Source organism: Vogesella sp. (assembly GCF_046297735.1).
GTDB classification, from domain to species: Bacteria; Pseudomonadota; Gammaproteobacteria; order Burkholderiales; family Chromobacteriaceae; genus Vogesella; species Vogesella urethralis.
In genome coordinates this window covers 1-16,625 of sequence record NZ_JBKBHK010000011.1, presented here as the reverse complement: position 1 = coordinate 16,625, position 16,625 = coordinate 1, and the positions used below count along the sequence as shown (strand labels likewise).

The 16,625-nt window shown below is 63.9% G+C and carries 15 protein-coding genes; 3 read left to right on the top strand and 12 right to left on the bottom strand.

The window, feature by feature from the left end; genetic code table 11:
* Nucleotides 1–128 precede the first annotated feature (128 nt).
* From ACK4FZ_RS13115 to smc, 8 genes are all read right to left on the bottom strand, one after another.
* Nucleotides 129–884, bottom strand: coding sequence for an S-methyl-5'-thioinosine phosphorylase (locus ACK4FZ_RS13115; RefSeq protein ID WP_409821582.1), 756 nt, complete (start codon nucleotides 882–884; stop codon nucleotides 129–131).
* A 70-nt stretch (nucleotides 885–954) separates the two neighbouring features.
* Entirely contained in the window at nucleotides 955–1,497 is a 543-nt protein-coding gene (locus ACK4FZ_RS13110) for a hypoxanthine-guanine phosphoribosyltransferase (RefSeq protein WP_144374059.1), read from the bottom strand.
* 67 nt (nucleotides 1,498–1,564) lie between these two features.
* Nucleotides 1,565–2,440, bottom strand: a complete 876-nt coding sequence (galU, locus tag ACK4FZ_RS13105; RefSeq protein ID WP_144374060.1) for a UTP--glucose-1-phosphate uridylyltransferase GalU — start codon at nucleotides 2,438–2,440, stop codon at nucleotides 1,565–1,567.
* 78 nt (nucleotides 2,441–2,518) lie between these two features.
* Entirely contained in the window at nucleotides 2,519–3,934 is a 1,416-nt protein-coding gene (locus ACK4FZ_RS13100) for a tetratricopeptide repeat protein (protein WP_409821580.1), read from the bottom strand.
* Nucleotides 3,931–6,510, bottom strand: coding sequence for an NAD-dependent DNA ligase LigA (ligA, locus tag ACK4FZ_RS13095; protein ID WP_409821578.1), 2,580 nt, complete (start codon nucleotides 6,508–6,510; stop codon nucleotides 3,931–3,933). The genes ACK4FZ_RS13100 and ligA overlap by 4 nt, the downstream gene beginning before the upstream one ends.
* A gap of 83 nt (nucleotides 6,511–6,593) precedes the next feature.
* The gene (locus tag ACK4FZ_RS13090) at nucleotides 6,594–7,727 is read right to left on the bottom strand and encodes a cell division protein ZipA C-terminal FtsZ-binding domain-containing protein (RefSeq protein WP_409821576.1); all 1,134 of its coding nucleotides are present in this window, start codon (nucleotides 7,725–7,727) and stop codon (nucleotides 6,594–6,596) included.
* 108 nt (nucleotides 7,728–7,835) lie between these two features.
* On the bottom strand, nucleotides 7,836–8,537 hold the full coding sequence (locus ACK4FZ_RS13085) for an energy transducer TonB (RefSeq protein WP_409821574.1): 702 nt from the start codon (nucleotides 8,535–8,537) through the stop codon (nucleotides 7,836–7,838).
* Between the two features lie 4 nt (nucleotides 8,538–8,541).
* Nucleotides 8,542–12,024 (bottom strand): chromosome segregation protein SMC, encoded by a 3,483-nt coding sequence (smc, locus tag ACK4FZ_RS13080; RefSeq protein ID WP_409821572.1) that lies wholly within the window; start codon nucleotides 12,022–12,024, stop codon nucleotides 8,542–8,544.
* A gap of 139 nt (nucleotides 12,025–12,163) precedes the next feature.
* On the opposite strand from smc, the gene ACK4FZ_RS13075 reads away from it, so the two are divergent.
* Genes ACK4FZ_RS13075 through ACK4FZ_RS13065 form a run of 3 tightly spaced genes read left to right on the top strand, consistent with a single transcriptional unit; the run spans nucleotide 12,164 to nucleotide 13,795 of the window.
* The gene (locus ACK4FZ_RS13075) at nucleotides 12,164–12,724 is read left to right on the top strand and encodes a YqgE/AlgH family protein (RefSeq protein ID WP_144374066.1); all 561 of its coding nucleotides are present in this window, start codon (nucleotides 12,164–12,166) and stop codon (nucleotides 12,722–12,724) included.
* Nucleotides 12,717–13,148 carry a Holliday junction resolvase RuvX gene (gene ruvX / locus ACK4FZ_RS13070; RefSeq protein ID WP_409821570.1) on the top strand — a complete coding sequence of 144 codons (432 nt, stop codon included), beginning with the start codon at nucleotides 12,717–12,719 and terminating at the stop codon, nucleotides 13,146–13,148. Before ACK4FZ_RS13075 ends, ruvX begins: the two co-directional genes overlap by 8 nt.
* Nucleotides 13,148–13,795 (top strand): HAD family hydrolase, encoded by a 648-nt coding sequence (locus ACK4FZ_RS13065; protein WP_409821568.1) that lies wholly within the window; start codon nucleotides 13,148–13,150, stop codon nucleotides 13,793–13,795. The genes ruvX and ACK4FZ_RS13065 overlap by 1 nt, the downstream gene beginning before the upstream one ends.
* A 59-nt stretch (nucleotides 13,796–13,854) precedes the next feature.
* Here ACK4FZ_RS13065 and ylqF read toward each other — a convergent pair whose 3' ends face one another.
* From ylqF to ACK4FZ_RS13045, 4 genes are all read right to left on the bottom strand, one after another.
* Nucleotides 13,855–14,796, bottom strand: a complete 942-nt coding sequence (gene ylqF / locus ACK4FZ_RS13060) for a ribosome biogenesis GTPase YlqF (protein WP_409821566.1) — start codon at nucleotides 14,794–14,796, stop codon at nucleotides 13,855–13,857.
* 3 nt (nucleotides 14,797–14,799) lie between these two features.
* Nucleotides 14,800–15,012: a DUF3820 family protein gene (locus ACK4FZ_RS13055; protein ID WP_144374071.1), complete on the bottom strand. Its 213-nt coding sequence runs from the start codon at nucleotides 15,010–15,012 to the stop codon at nucleotides 14,800–14,802.
* Between the two features lie 67 nt (nucleotides 15,013–15,079).
* The gene (locus ACK4FZ_RS13050; RefSeq protein ID WP_409821563.1) at nucleotides 15,080–15,433 is read right to left on the bottom strand and encodes a DUF4870 family protein; all 354 of its coding nucleotides are present in this window, start codon (nucleotides 15,431–15,433) and stop codon (nucleotides 15,080–15,082) included.
* A gap of 10 nt (nucleotides 15,434–15,443) precedes the next feature.
* Nucleotides 15,444–15,980: a hypothetical protein gene (locus ACK4FZ_RS13045; RefSeq protein WP_409821562.1), complete on the bottom strand. Its 537-nt coding sequence runs from the start codon at nucleotides 15,978–15,980 to the stop codon at nucleotides 15,444–15,446.
* Between the last annotated feature and the right edge of the window lie 645 nt (nucleotides 15,981–16,625).

The window sequence follows — 16,625 nt, the reverse complement described above, 5'->3', positions numbered from 1 at the left end:
CCCAAGCATTAAAATAAATGCATATGCAAAATGCCTGTATCCAGCAATTGGAACGGCAATTTAATATTAATCAGCCAGAATAATCAGCAGCATTACGCAAAAATCAAACAGCTGCCATGCCCTGAACATCACTCACAAAAAGCCTGCAATAAACACTGCAGCCTTTCTACAGATTCATCAATCGCCGTCATATCAAAGTCAATCAAGGCAGACTGAGCACTTGCTGCCCTATTTGTCACAAGACCAATCGCAGCGTAAGGCACATCCAGCTCCCGGGACAAAGCAGCTTCAGGCATCCCCGTCATTCCCACCATGTCAGCACCCATTATCGCCAAGGCTCTTACTTCAGCGGCAGTCTCAAGCCTTGGACCTTGCGTGCAAGCATACACCCCTCCAGCAGACAACTTTACTTGTGCGCGCCCGCTGGCCTGAATCAGCTTTTCACGTAACACCGGATCATAAGGCTGCGAGAAGTCTGCATGCTTTAACTGGACGCCTGCACCTTCGTGATAGGTATGCTTGCGGCCCCAAGTGTGATCAATCAGGTCGTCCGGCAATACCAGTTGGCCCGGGGTCAAGTCCGGGCGGATACCACCTACACTGGCGATGGCGACGATCTGACGTACGCCCAGGCTGTGCAGCGCCCAGATATTGGCGCGGTAATTGATTTCATGCGGCGCGATGGAGTTGCCATAACCGTGACGGGCCAGAAACACCACCGTCCGGGCACCGATCAGTCCGAACGTCAGCGCGCAGGACGGGTCGCCGTAAGGCGTACGCACGATCTGGCGATGGGTAATCTGCAGCACAGGGAGTTGGGAAAGACGGGAGCCTCCAATAATGGCAAGCATGACATGCTCCTTCTTGTTATGACTGACTTCCATTTTAATCCGCAGGCATGAAAAAAGCCCACAACATTTATCGTGTGGGCTTTAAAGCTGACGCTATCGATGCTTACTTCAGCGCATGTATGGCCGGCAGGTTACGCCAGGCGCCGCGTACGTCCATGCCATAGCCGAACACGTAGCGGTCCGGCACGTCCAGGCCGACGAAGTCGGACTTGATCGGTTTTTCCTTGCTGATCAGCTTGTTGGCAAACACGCCGCTGTAGAAGGCCTTGGCACCCATGCCCAGCACCTTGTCGCGAATGGCGGCCATGGTATGGCCTTCGTCCAGGATGTCATCCAGTACCAGTACCACGCGATCGCGCACGTCTTCCTTCGGTGCGGTTTTCCACACCAGCTCGCCGCCTTGGGTCTTGTCGCCGTAGCGCGATACGTGCACGTAATCGAAATCCAGCGGGAACAGCAGACGCGGCAGCAGCTGGCCGGTAAATACCACGGCACCGCCCATCACGGACAGCACCAGCGGGTAGGTTTCGCCCAGCTCGGCGGTGATTTCGGCCGCCATGCGGTCGACGGCAGCGCTGACTTCTTCTGCGCTAAACAGGATGTCGGAGCTGTTCAGGATGCCACGGGCTTCTGCAACGTTAGGCATGGTTTTTCCTTTCAAAAAAGCAAACGCCGCCTTTATGAGCAAGGCGGCGCCGGATGTCAATACGGGGTTAACCGCGTGGCAGCGAACTCAGGTAGGCGGCGAACTCACCACCTACTTCATGGTGCCTCAGGCCGTATTCTACCGTAGCTTTGAGGTAACCGAGCTTGGAACCGCAATCGTAACGCTTGCCTTCGAACGGCAGCGCCAGTACCGGCTCTTCTTTCAGCAGCGCGGCAATGCCGTCGGTCAGCTGGATCTCGCCACCGGCACCGGGAACGGTATTCAGCAGTTTGTCAAAAATACGCGGGGTAAGGATGTAGCGGCCCACTACCGCCAGGGTGGACGGCGCCACGTCCGGGTGCGGTTTTTCCACGATGCTGGACACTTTGGCGTGACCGCGCTCATCACTGGCCACCTCGACGATGCCGTAAGAACCGGTCTCTTCGCGCGCCACGGTTTCCACACCCAGCACCGAGCTGTGGGTTTCGTTGAACAGGCGCACCATCTGCTCCATAGCACCGTGCTGGCCGCCGTCGATCAGGTCGTCTGCCAGAATCACCGCAAATGGCTCGTCGCCTACCACCGGTTTGGCGCACAGCACGGCGTGGCCCAGGCCCAGCGCTTCGGCCTGGCGGATGTAAATGCAGCTGACGTTGGCCGGCAGGATGTCCTGTACCAGCTCCAGCAGCTTTTTCTTGTTGCGGTTTTCCAGTTCGGTTTCCAGCTCATAGGCCTTGTCGAAGTGGTCTTCGATGCTGCGCTTGTTACGGCCGGTAATGAAGATCAGCTCGGTAATGCCGGCCGCCACGGCTTCTTCTACTGCGTACTGGATCAGCGGCTTATCCACCACCGGCAGCATTTCCTTGGGGCTGGCCTTGGTGGCGGGCAGGAAACGGGTACCCATACCGGCTACCGGGAAAACAGCTTTGGTAATTTTCTGCATGTTATCGCCTTCGATAGGAAAAGATTGGTGGTTAGTTATGACATTGACGCGATTCTAGCACTATTAGATAGCCACCGGTTACAACCGCCGTAGCGCCTGCGCTACGTTCAGCCCCACCGCCGCCCAGTCGCCTGCCTGCGGCTGACACCATAAGCGCACGCTGTCGTACCACGGCGAGCCCTCGCTTTGGTACAGAAAGAATGGCGCCCTTTCCGCCCGCATCATCACCCATACCGGTTTGCCCAGTGCCGCTGCCAGATGCAAGGCCGCGGTATCGGCCGTGATCAGTAAATCCAGCTGGGTAGCCATTGCCGCCGTGTCGGCAAAATCCTGCAACGGCAACGCTTGTACCCAGTCCGTCAGTAGCGGGTCCACCGTACCCGGCTGCAGGGCGTAAAAGTCCACACCCGCCACTTCGCGCAACGGCAACAGCGCCGCTGGCGGCACCGAGCGTCCCTGCCGCGCCAGCTCGGCAATGCCGCCCCCTTGCGGTACGGCCTGCCATACCAGCCCCACCTTCAGGCGGCCGGTGTGCGGCAACATTTGCGTGGGCGTCGCCAGCACGCTGCGCAGGTAAGGCTGCCGCGGCAGCGTGGTCAGGTCGATGCCAAGCACGCCGGGTAGCGACATCAACGGCAGTTGCCAGTCAAACGCCGGCAGCGTGCCGGACAAGGGCAGTACGGTGACGCCCTCCAGCTGCGCCAGCAAGCGCAACAGGCTGTCCTGCACTGCCAGCACGATGTGCGCACCCGGGTTGGCCGCACGCAACAGCGGAACAAAACGCACCATCTGCAAGGTATCGCCCAACCCCTGCTCGGCCCACAGCAGCAAGGTGTTGCCAGCCAGCGGCTGCCCCTGCCAGCGCTGCGCCGGCCAGCGTGGTTGCAGCAGCCCTTGCCAGCGCGCCTCGTAGTACGGCCAGGCCTCGGCGTAACGCCCCTGCATCAGCAACGCCACCGCCAGGTTAAAGCGGCACACGGCGGGGGCGGCCGGCAGCGCCAGCGCCCGGCGCAGCGCGTGCTCGGCCTGCTGTGGCTGCAACGCGGCAATACAGGCCATGGCCAGATTGTTGAGCCGCGCCGGGCTATCGCCGGCTACGGCCAGCGCCTGTTGCTGGCAGTGCATGGCCTGCGCGTAGTCGGCCTGGTAGTAACAGATGGTCCCCAGATTGCTCCAGGCGTCGGCGTGGCCCGGCTCTTGCGCCAGCACCTCGCGCAGCAGCGCCTCGGCCAGCGCCAGCTCGCCCAGCTCTTTCAGCAGCACGGCCAGGTTCACCTTCACGCTGCTGGCCTGCGGCTGCAGCGCCGACGCTTGCAGGTAGTCTTCCAGCGCCAGGTCCAGCTGCCGCAGCGCCATGCGGGTGTTACCGCGATTCAGCCAGGCCTGCCAATCTTGCGGGTTGGCCTGCAGGCAGGCATCGAAACAGGCAATCGCCTGCTGCAGCTGCCCAGCCGCCATCAGGCGATTGCCACTCTCGAAGACGTCCTCGCTCATGTTGCGGGCTGCTCCAGCAGCGCCAACATGCCGGCTTCGTCCAGCACGGTGATACCCAACTCCAGCGCCTTGTCGAGCTTGCTGCCGGCTTCGGCGCCGGCCACCACGTAGTGGGTTTTCTTCGACACGCTGCCGCTCACCTTGCCACCCGCCGCCTCCAGCAGCGCTTTGGCCTGATCGCGGCCCAGTGTGGGCAAGGTACCAGTCAGCACGAAGGTCTTGCCAGCAACCGCCTCGTTCAGGCTGGCCGCCGCCTCGGCCGGTGTGGCCGCCAGCAGCGCATCGCGGTAGGCGGCCAGCTGTTGCAGCGCCGCACGGTTGGCTGGCACGTCCAGCCAGTCGGCCAACGCATTCACCACTTCTGCCGGCAAGGCCAATTCGATGACAGCCACGCGCGGCGTGCCCGCCAGCGCGGCAATATCGGGCTGCAAGGCAGCCAGCTGCTGGGCACGCACCTCGGTCAGCCGCGGCACGCCCAGGCGGGCATACAGGTTGGCCGCAATCAGTTTGTCGTGCAGCTGGGCGCGCGGCGCGTGTTCGTCAGCGGGCACCACGCCGGCGGCCAGCAGCGCGTCGATAACGGCTTCGTTCTGCGCCTCGGCAAAGAACTCGGCAATGGCGTCCGCCACCACGCCGCCGATGTCAGGCAGCGCCGCCAGCACCGCACGCGGGGCCTGACGGATGTGCGCCAGCGAACCCAGCCAGTCGGCCAGTGTCTTGGCGGTGGACTCGCCCACGTGGCGGATGCCCAGCGCAAACAGGAAGCGCGCCAGCGGCGGCGTCTTGCTGGCGGCGATGGCATCGATCAGGTTTTCGGCCCATTTGGTAGCGACCTTACCGGCCTTTACCGGCAGCAGCCTCTCGCCTGCTACGCCGGTGAAGGGCAGCGTTGCAACGTGCTCGCTCCCTCGCTGTACCACTTGTACTATCTCGGTCGCTGTGCGCGCTGCGCCTTGCGCTTCACCAGCTCGCGACGGCGAGGCCACCTCTTTCTCCGGCGTAATGCCTTCCTGCTCGTCGGCGCGGCGCTTCATCTCCAGCAAATCGGCCAGCGTCAGCCGGTACAGGTCGGCCACGCTGCGCACGTAATCGAACTCCACCAGCTTGTCGATATAGCGCTCGCCCAGGCCGTCGATGTCCATCATGCGGCGGCCTGCAAAATGCTGGATCGCCTGCGTACGCTGCGCCTTGCACACCAGCCCGCCGCTACAGCGGGCGATGGCTTCGCCCTCCTCGCGCACCACGTGGCTGCCGCACACTGGGCACTGGCTGGGCAGGCGGTACGCGTCGTACATCGGCTCTTCGCTGCTGCTGAACAGGTCGCCGCCCAAGGTTGGCCGCATCGGGCGCTTGTCTGCGACTACCGCCACCACTTCGGGGATCACGTCGCCAGCGCGACGCACGATGACGGTATCGCCCACGCGCACGTCCTTGCGGCGCACTTCGTCCTCGTTGTGCAGCGTGGCGTTGGTGACGGTCACGCCGCCGACAAACACCGGCTGCAAGCGCGCTACCGGGGTGATGGCGCCGGTGCGGCCAACCTGTTCCTCGATGGCCTCCACCACGGTCAGCGCTTCTTCGGCGGGGAATTTATGCGCAATGGCCCAGCGCGGCGCGCGCGACACGAAGCCCAGCCGATCCTGCTGCGCTCGGCTATTGAGCTTGTACACCACGCCGTCGATCTCGAACGGCAGGCCGGCACGGCGCGCCAGCACGCTTTCGTAGTAGGCGGCCAACCCGTCAGCGCCGTGCACCACCGGCCGCAGGTCGGCTTGCACCACCGGAAAACCCAGCGCGGCCAGCCAGTCCATCTCGGCGTCGTGCGTGGCCGGCCAGTCGACACCGTCTACCTGGGCAATGGCGTAGGCAAAGAACGACAGCCGGCGCTGCGCGGTAATGCGCGAATCCAGCTGCCGCAGGCTGCCGGCGGCCGCGTTGCGCGGGTTGGCAAACGGCTTGTCGCCGCGTTCGCGCTGGGTCTCGTTCAGGCGCTCGAAATCGCGCTTTAACATCAGCACCTCGCCGCGCACCTCCAGCAGCGACGGGATATGCTCGCCGTGCAGACGCAGCGGAATGGCACGCACGGTGCGGATATTGGCGGTAACGTTTTCGCCGCTGCTGCCGTCGCCACGGGTGGCGGCTTGCACCAGCGCGCCGTCGCGGTACAGCAGGCTGATGGCCAGGCCGTCGAACTTGGGCTCGGTGGCGTAGGCCAGCTTGGCCGCCGCCAGGTCGCGCCCCACCCGCTCGTCAAACGCGATCAGCTCGGCGTGACGCACGGCAAAGTCGTCGGCCTGCATGTCGGAAAACGCGTTGGACAGCGACAGCATCGGCACTGCGTGCACCACGCTATCGAAAGCCGGCAGCACCTCGCCGCCCACGCGCTGCGTGGGCGAAGCTGGCGTTTTCAATGCCGGATAGTCGGCCTCCAGCTGCTGCAGTTCGCGGAACAGGCGGTCGTACTCGGCGTCCGGCACCGTGGGCGCGTCCAGTACGTAATATTCGTGGTTGTAACGTTCCAGCAGTTGCGCCAGCTCGGTGGCGCGGGACGTAATGGCGGCGGGAATGGCAGTCATGGCTCACCCGGAAAAGCAGCGCGCCGGCTAGGCCGGCGCGGGATTAAACGAAGCACTACCACGGTGGGCAGTGGTAAACCGCATCAGGCAAACAGACGCAGGGCCGCCACGCTACCCGGGGCGATGCCACGATCGTCCATATTGCCGTAGATGCGCGTCAGCTGGTCGCGAATCTGCGCCAGGCCCTGGTCGCTGAGGGCGCGGCGGTTGTCGTCCACCAGTTGGCCGCCAAACTCCTGCGCCAGTTGCTTGGCAAACTGCACGGCACGGTCGAACACCGCCACACCGCCGGCCACACGCGGCACGTCGAACATCAGCGTCAGCGCCGGGAACTGTTTGTCCAGCAAGGTGTGCAGGGTAAACGGGGTCTGGTCTGCCGAAGCCAGCGAGAACAGCGTGTTGCCGGAATCGGCCAGATAGTGGAACTGGCCATCCGGCTCCAGTTGCAGGCCGGCGGCTTCCACCACGCTGCGCAGGCGGGCGCCGGAAATCGGCTTGCCCGGCACGATATTGATGCCGATCAGCACGTCCACGTCGACGCAGAAGCGGTCCAGCTCGCGCGCCGACACCAACTTCTGCTGGCGCTGCGGGAAACTGACCTGAGCACCGAGTTTCTCGGCGTAGTGGCTGACTTGCTGGCAGAAACTGGCCAGCTCCTGCTCGGTCACCGCGCCACCGCGATCCACCAGCTGCAGGCCGAAGTTCACTTGCTTGTAACGGGTGCCGGGCACGATTTCGGCCGGCTTCCACAGCCCGCGCTCGGTACGCAAAATGGCCTGCACGCGTTTGGCCACATTGAAGCGCGGCAGCTGCGTCAGCGGCTGCGGCTGGGCAAACGCCACCTCGGCGATGAAATCCAGCGACGGGTCCAGCAGCGATACCACCAGCGCCTGGTGATCGGCGGCGTCCAGCTCCGGCATCTCCTCTACCGGGGCCTCGGCCACCGGCTGCGGCTCGGGCTGGCGTACCAGCGGCGGCGGCGGCACGTCGTTCAGGTAGGCAGGGGTGCTGTCTTCCTCGTCGTCCAGCAGCACCGGTTCCAGCCGCTCCTGCTTGCCGTCACGGACATTGTTCTTGGGTACGTCCAGCAGCACGTCGGCATGATGGCGCGCAAAGGCCTGGCGGGTCTTCTTGCGGAAGCGCCATTCCTGGTAAAAATTGAAGCCGAATACCAGGGCGATGACCAGGGCACTCAACAACAAGATTCCGATTTTCATTTCGCTCATCGAGCTTTTTCCACTGCTGCAGCCATTATCTGAACCGGTATTATAACAAAGCCCTGCCGGGCAACGGCGCGGGAATCAGTACGTCATGTAGCCTTTTGTTCAATTTTCGTCAAGCGCAAAGCGTACCGGCAGCGTTAATTGTGCTGCCACCGGCTGGCCGTTTTCGATAGCCGGCTGGAAACGCCAGCGCTGCACCGCGGCCCTGGCCGCCTTGTCCAGCCGCGCAAAACCGCTGCTGCGCAGCACGTTCACTTCCCCCAAGCGGCCACTGGCGTCTACCGCCAGTTGCAGCATCACCACCCCCTGCTCGCCGCGCTCGCGCGATAACGGCGGGTAGTCCGGGTCAGGCATCTGCAGCACGCGGATGGCACGATCTGCCTGCTGCGACGGTGCCGCACTGCGTTCGCTCCCTTCCCGCGCGCTGGTCGCACTACCCCCAGCAGCCGTCGCTGTCGCGGCTACCGCCGGTGCCGGCGTGACGCTGGCGTGCCCAGGCAGCGGGTTGGCCGCAGGGTTAGCTACGGCTTGCGGTACGTTAGCGGCCGCAACGGGCGTCTGTGCTTGCGCAGGGGCCGCCACACTCTTACTCGGTAGCGCCGCAGGCGCCGGTGCACGTGGCGGCGCTTTGCTCGCCCGGTGGGCCGGCGCGACAGCAGGTGCGCTGTGTGCCGGCTCATCCGCCGGTGCCAGCAACTGCACGGTCAACGCGGTCGGCTGCGGCGCCACGCTGCCCTGCTGCATCAGCAGTAGCACCAGCAAGGCGCCGTGCAGGGTCAGCGAAGCCAGCAGCGCCCGGCGCATGCAACTACGCCGTTTCGCGCATTTTCAGCGCTTCCACGATGTCCACCGCCACGATACGGCTGCAACCTTGCTCCTGCATGGTCACCCCCACCAGCTGTTCGGCCATTTCCATGGTCAGCCGGTTGTGGCTGATGTACAGGAACTGCGTATGCGCCGCCATCTGCTTTACCAGGTCGCAGAAGCGGCTGGTATTGGCGTCGTCCAGCGGCGCGTCCACTTCGTCCAGCAGGCAGAACGGCGCCGGGTTCAGGCTGAACAGCGAGAACACCAGGCTCATCGCAGTCAGCGCTTTTTCGCCACCGGACAGCAAGTGGATGGTGCTGTTCTTCTTGCCCGGCGGTTGCGCAATGATCTGGATACCGGCCGACAGCAAATCTTCGCCGGTCAGCACCAGCTCGGCGCGCCCCCCGCCAAACAGCGTGGGGAAAAACTCGCTCATCTTGGCGTTGACCGCGTCGTAGGTGGTTTGCAGCATGTCGCGGGTTTCGCCGTCGATGCGGGCGATGGCTTCCTCCAGCGTGGCCATCGCCTGCATCAGGTCGTCGGTCTGGCTGGCCAGGTAGTCGCCGCGCTTGCGTGCCTCTTCCAGCTCTTGCAGCGCCGCCAGGTTGACCGCGCCCAGGCCATCGATGGCACGCGCCAGACGGGCGATTTCGGCGGCCAGCGCGTTCGGTTTCACCGCGTCGGTCAGGTGCGGCAACAGCTCGGCTTCGTCCGCGCCGGCGGTCTTGAGTTCCTCGTCGAAGCGCTCCAGGTTGAGGCGCGCTTCCTGGTGCTTCAGCAGCCAGTCGGAGCGTGCTTCGCGCAGCGCCGGTAGCGCGGCGCTGATTTCCTGCTGCTTTTGCGTGTACTGGCGCAGCGTTTCGGTGAGCGCATTCAGTTGATCGCGGCTGGCCGACAGTTGCTGCTCGCGCTGTTCGCGCAGCGCCAACGCTTCTTGCAACACGTCGTCCGGCGCGGCCTCTTCGACGGTTTCGGCTTCCATCGCCAGCGTTTCTTGCCGCTCTTGCAGCTGCAGCTCGCGCTCGGCCAGCTCGCGGGCGCGGCGGGCCAGCTCGGCCACTTTTTGCTCGGCGGTATGTTGCGCCAGCTTGATTTCGTGCAGTTGGCGCTCGGCGTCGCGGGTCTTGTTGCGCGCCAGTTCGAGGCCGGTTTCGGCGTTAAGGCGTGCCAGGCGCGCGTCTTCCAGCTGCTCGCCCAGCTCTTCCAGCTGCATGGCGCTTTCTTCGGCCAGCAGTTCGCTATCGGCGATGGTGTCCTGCGCGGTGTTGCGCTCGTCCTGCAGGCGCTGCTGTTCGGCGTGGATGGCCGACAAACGCGCTGCGCCCTGGCGCGCGGCTTGGTCCAGCTTGACGTGTTCCAGCGTGGCGGCGTTCAGCTCGGCCTCCAACCGCGAGACAGCGCCCTTCTGGGCGCGGATGGCCTCGGCCAGCATGCCCAACAGCGACACCACGCTGTCGCGGCGGCGTTGGGTGTCGTGCTGCTGCGGTTGCAATGCGGCCAACCTGTCGGCGGCGGCATCGCGGGCGGCCTTGCGCGCCATCATGCCGTCGCCGCCTTGCGCGGCGTGGAAGTGCACGGCGTGGCGGCTGACGCGATGGCCCTGCGGCGTGACCCAGCACTCGCCGGCAGCCAGCTCGCCACGGCGGGCGATGGCGTCGTCGAGGTTGGCCGCGCAGTAGACACCAGCCAGCCAGTCGGCCAGTGCGCCGGCAAAAGCGGCATCGACGGTGAGCTGCTGCAGCAAGGCCGGGCGCGGGCCAGCGGCAGGGGCGGCAACACCCGCAGCGTCCACCAGCGCCAGCGGTGCCGGCGGCTCGGCGCCGTGCAGGCTGCCGGCGCGGGCGGCCAGACGTTCACCCAGCACCACTTCCACCGCCTGTCGCCACTGTTCGTCTACCTGCAGGCTTTGCCACAGCGCCGGCGCGTCGGCCAGTTGCTGGCTGGCCAGCCAGCCGGCCAATTGTTCGCCGGCCGCTTCGCGCGCCAGTACCGCGTCCAGCGCGGCCATCTCGGCCTCGGCGCGGGCGGCGTCGGCGTGCAGCGCGTTGAGGGTTTTATCCAGCTGTTCGCGCTCGGCCGACAAATCGGCCTGCTTGGCTTCGTCGGCGGCCAACCTGGCGCGTACCGCGTCCAAGGCGCTACGCGCCTTGTCGACGTCGGCGCGGGCGGCGTCCAGCGTGGCCTGCTCCGGCAGGTTGAGGTCGTGCAGTTCGCGTTGCAGCGCGCCTTCGCGCACCGCCAGTTGTTCGAGGCTGCGGCGCAGGTGCTCGCCTTGCTGGCGGGCAAGGTCGCGTTCGCGGGTGAGGTTGGCCAGCTGGGCGGTGATTTGCGCCAGGTGCTGGTCGGCCACGCGGAAGGCGGCTTCGGCCGATGGCAGGCTGTCGGCGCCGTCTTCCAGCCCCATCTGGGCTTCCTCCAGCCGCATCTGCGCTTCTTCACGGCGCGGCAGCCAGTCGTCCAGCTCGTATTCGACCTGGGCCTTGTTCTCGGCCAGCTGCTGCCGCTCCTGGCTGGCGGCGGCCAACTCGCGCTCCAGCCGCTCGCGGCTTTGCAGGCGGTGGCGTTGCTGCTCTTCCAGCCGCGCCAGCGTGGCGTTGGCGTCAAACAGTGCCTGCTGCGCCTCGTGCACGGCGTCGCTGGCGGCGTAGTGCGCCTCGCGCACGGTTTCCAGCTCGGTGTCGAGGTGGGTGTGCGCGGCCTCCAGCGCGGTTTCTTCGGTTTCGATGCGCGCCAGCTCGCTGCGGGCGGTGGCTTCCTGCCGCGCCGCTTCTTCGCGTCGCGCCAGCGCCAGCAGGTTCTGCTTGAAGGTCAGCGCGCCGCGCATGTCCTGGTAGTTGGCCGCCACCTCGGCTTGCTCGGTCAGGCGCTCTACCTGGCGGCCCAGCTCCAGCTTCAGGTCTTCGATGCGGGTGAGGTTGTCGCGGGTGTCGGCCAGGCGGTTTTCGGTTTCGCGGCGGCGTTCCTTGTACTTGGACACGCCGGCGGCTTCTTCCAGATAAGCGCGCAGTTCTTCCGGGCGCGCTTCGATGATGCGCGAGATCATGCCCTGCTCGATCACCGCATAGCCGCGGGCGCCGACACCGGTACCCAGGAACAGGTCGGTAATGTCGCGGCGGCGCACCTGCTGGTTGTTGATGTAGTAGCTGGATTCGCCCTGCCGCGTCAGCACGCGCTTAATGGCCACCTCGCTGTACTGGCCCCAGGGGCCGGTGAGCTGCGCGTCGGCATTATCGAAAACCAGCTCGACCGAGGCGCGCGACACCGGCTTGCGGGTGCTGGAGCCGTTGAAGATGACGTCCTGCATCGACTCGCCGCGCAGCTGCTTGGCGCTGGACTCGCCCAGCACCCAGCGCACGGCGTCGATCACATTGGATTTGCCGCAGCCATTGGGGCCGATCACGGCCACCAGCTGGCCGGGTACGGCAATGCTGGTGGGGTCGACAAAGGATTTGAAGCCGGCAAGCTTAATATGGGTAAGGCGCAAGGACGTATCCGCAAACGATAGAATCAACCGCACATTTTACCCGCCGCCGGCAACACTGCGCCAAGGCATTCGTACAGTGCACACAAAGAAACTGCGGCCAACCTTTGCCGGGCATGACATTGGTTGCCATAATGCCGCTATGGAAACGCTCTCTCTTGCCCATCACTTCCTGATTGCCATGCCCGACATGGCCGACCCGCTGTTTGCCAAAAGCATCGTCTACATCTGCGAGCACGGCGAACACGGCGCCATGGGGGTGATCATCAACAAGCCTTCCGGCATCCTGCTGGCGCAGCTGCTGGAGCAGATCGACCTGCCGCTGGCCGACGACAACGCCAACACCACGCCGGTATTTTTTGGCGGGCCGGTACAGCCAGACCGCGGCTTCGTGCTGCACAAGCCGATCGGCAACTGGCAGTCCACGCTCACCGTCACCGACGATCTGGCGCTGAGTACCTCCAAGGACATCCTGGCCGCCGTGGCCGATGGCCGCGGCCCGGACAAGCTGCAGATCTGCCTCGGCTACGCCGGCTGGGAAAAAGGCCAGCTGGAGGAGGAAATCGCCGCCAACAGCTGGCTGACCGTGGCCGCCGAAGACTGGATCATCTTCGACACCCCGGTGGAAGACCGCTACCACTGTGCCATCAAGCTGCTGGGCTTCGACCCGACGCTGCTGTCCAGCGTATCCGGCCATGCATAAGGGCACGGTGCTGGGCTTCGATTTCGGCGAGAAGCGTATCGGCGTGGCGCTGGGCGAACCGGCGCTGGGCATCGCCACCCCGCTGCAAACCATCCACAGCGAAGTCAACGACGTACGCTTTACCGCCATCGCCAAACTGATCGACGAATGGCAGGTCAGCGGCTTTGTGGTGGGCCTGCCCATGCACATGGACGGCCAGGAACACGCCGTCAGCGCGCTGTGCCGCAAGTTTGCGCAGCGCCTGAAAGGCCGCTACGGCCTGCCGGTGTGGCTGGTGGACGAGCGGCTGACCTCGGTGATCGCCGAAGGCCTGCTGGAAGACGCCGGCGTCTACGGCCGCCGCCAGAAAGAGATGCTGGACCAGGTGGCGGCGCAAGCCATCCTGATGGGCTGGTTCGAGCAACCCGGCGAGCCGATTGCCTGATGCCCATCGCCGCCCTGCTGATCGACATCGACGACACCCTGCTCGACGACGTCCACGCCACCCGTCACGGCGTGGCCGCCCTGCTGGCCGCGCATGCGCTGCCCTACACGCTGGACGAGGCCTGCCAGCGCTGGCACAGCCTTACCCAGCAGCACTGGGCCCGCTTCGAACACGGCGAATGCAGCATCATCGAGCAACGCCACGCTCGTCTGCGCGGCCTGTTCCAGCGCGAGCTGAGCGACGACGAAGCTAACCGCGCCTTCGAGCCCTACATTGCCGGCTATCGCGGCAACTGGAAGGCCTTTGACGACGTGGCGCCCTTCGTGGCCGCCACCGCCCACCTGCCACGCGTGCTGGTCAGCAACGGGCATCTGGACATCCAGCAACGCAAGCTGGCCGTTACCGGGCTGGACGCGCACTTTCCGCACCTGCTGACACCGCAGAACTGCGGCCACGCTAAACCCGACGCCGCCATCTTCGACGCTGCCGCCCGCCTGGCCGGCGTACCGCTGCAGCAGTGCCTGGTGATCGGCGATGACCCGGTACGCGATATCGGCGCCGCCCAGGCCTTGGGCATGCCGTTTTTTCACGTAGATCGCGGCCGTACCGATGGTGGTTTGCTGGCGTGCTTGCAGCTACTGGGCTAAGGTTGGCCGCAAGCCATGAAAAAAGGCAGCCAAGGCTGCCTTTTTCGTGATCATCGCGCTCAATCGCGGCGAATGCCTTTTTTCTTTTCTTCCCGCTCCAGGCGGGCATTTTCCTTCTGCGCCGCGCGCAGTACTTCGTTTTCCTTGGCGGCTTTTTCCCAGGCCTGCCACTCTTCCGGGCGCTCCAGCGAAATACGACCGGTAGTGCCGGCACGGAAGTCGGTGAGTACGATCTCGGCGGCCTTCTGGATATTGATACGGCCACCCGGCAACACCGCACCACGCTTCTTGCCGATCAGTTCCAGTACCTGCCAGTCCTGCAGACCGTCGATGTCGCCGATCTTGTAGCGTTCGTCCAGCTGGGCGGCGTAGTGCTTCATCAGGATCAGCAGCAGCTCCAGCGAGACTTCTTCTTCATCCAACGCATTGCGGCCAACGGCGCCACTGGCCGCCAAGTTGTAGCCGCCTTGCGGCACAATGATCTTGGGCCACAGCATGCCGGGGGTGTCGAACAGCTCGATATCGTCGGCCAGCATGATGCGCTGCTGGCCCTTGGTAATGCCCGGTTCGTTACCGGTCTTGGCGATGCGGCGGCCGGTAATGCTGTTGATCAGCGTGGATTTGCCCACGTTGGGAATGCCGCAAATCACCACGCGCAGTGGCTTGTCCACACTGTTACGGCCCGGCGCCAGCTCGCGGCAAGCCGCTACGAGCTTCTGCGCCGGCGCGCTGTCGGAGGCGTCCAGCCCGATGGCACGGGTGCCAGGCTGGCTACGGTACCAGTTCAGCCATTGCTCGGTTACCCGCGGATCGGCCAGATCCTGCTTGTTCAGCACCTTCAGCGCCGGCTTGCCACGCGCCAGGCGGGCAATCATCGGGTTGGCGCTGGAGCCAGGCAGGCGCGCGTCCAGCATTTCGATCACCACGTCGATACTGCCAAGGCGCTCTTCCAGCTCCTTCTTGGCTTTGTTCATGTGACCGGGGAACCATTGAATGGCCATGGATTATCGCTTTCGTAGGGGGTCTAGCAAAGAAGACAGACCGTTGTGGTCCAGCTCGTGCATCAGCGCCAACAGGCGGCCGATTTCACCAGGCGGGAAGCCTTCACGGGCAAACCAGTTCAGGTAATGGCCCGGCAGGTCGGCGATCAGGCGGCCTTTGTACTTGCCAAAAGGCATGGCGCGCGTCACCAGCAGCTGAAGGGATTGGGCGTCCATCTTCTTTTAAATCAAAGGGAAGGCGCGCATTGTGCCAAATTTTGCCCCGCCACGCACGGGATTCGCGCTACTGCGGCAACGGGCGGCCATCATTAAAGGCCAGGAAACCGCGCACTATGCGGTACACGTACCAGCACCACACCAAAGCACCGGTGACAAAACCCAAGCCGAACAACAGCACCAGCGGGTAAGAAACGATAACGCCAAGCAATGCCCACCAAAAAGTGCGGATCTGCCAGCTAAAATGGCTTTCCCAGAGCGTATCGCGGGCATCCTCACGCTTCACGTAATTGATGATGACGCCGACAATAGCACCGGGAATGCCGAACAGGTTGACTACCTGCAGAATGTACACTGCCATGGTAAGGTTACGGATGGTGTCATCACGCCGCGGCAGGCGCTCGATAGAACCGTCTTGCATCACATCTCCTTTACGAAATTCGGACCAAGCCTCGCTTGCAGGCCAAATCCAGTGCCAGCAACCAGTGCTTCAGCGTAGCACGCAGCGCTAAAGACCTAGGCACCAGCGCCTGTGCATCTGGCAGACGCACATCAGCTGCACCATGACATACAGTATCAGCGCAGCGGCCTCGCAGGGCAAAAGAACGCAGCTGCAACAGCTCCAGATCAAGAAAACGAGACAGCCAAGCCAGCTTCTGATTAATCTGATCCATCAGTTCCAACTCAGACAGGCTCAATGCCAGATGATTCAAGCGGAAAACCACCACGCGTGCGGTCAGCCAGTCCGCACGACACGGGCTAGCCCCTGCCGCCAACAAGTAGGCCAAGGTACGTACTTCAGGAAACAAAGACTCAAGTACCAGTGGCTGCTGGCCAGTTATGGGAATCAGCGCCATCAGCTCGGCAGCCGGGCGATGCGAACCAAACTCTACATCAGCCACGATCTGCAAGGCATGACCGGGGAAACCGCAGGGCAAGTGTTCGATCCAGGGCAGGGTGTTTTCCATGATAAGGCTCCTTGGATGCCGTAACCGAAAACCATGCCCTATAAAAGCAATGCCGCCAGTTACGGCGGCATTGGTAGAATTCGTGTTGGGCAGATTTTAGTCTGCGAGTTTCCCTGGTGCCGCCAGATGAGTGCGGTAACCATAATAATAAGCGCGGGAAGCTTGCAGGAATGTCTGTGCCATAGTGCTATCGATAATGCCCTGCCCCACCAGCCACGTCAAGCAGTAATCAGCGTTGGCCGCATCGATGCGGCCAACGCTGGCCTCCAGTCGGCGATACCAATCAATGTAGCCCGGCATAAGCCGCAGGCGCATCCGGGGGCCGGCCGCAGGCCGGCATGGGGTGGGTTGCGAGGTGGCCGAGTTTGGACGGTAAGTGGCGACGATGGTGTATCGAGTGAGTGATTAGCCCAGACGGGAGCGATGTTGCAGCCAAGGTTGGCCGCCAGGGGAACATCGGGGGACGTCGGGGACATCGCACGCGTCGATTGGGCACGGCAATGCGCGCTCGCACTTTCGCCGCCCCAATGCACAAAGCCCAGCTCGTTTGAGCTGGGCTTTGTCTTAAGGGAGTCTGGCGGTGTCCTACTTTCACACGGGTATCCGCACTATCATCGGCGCTGAGGCGTTTCACGGTCCTGTTCG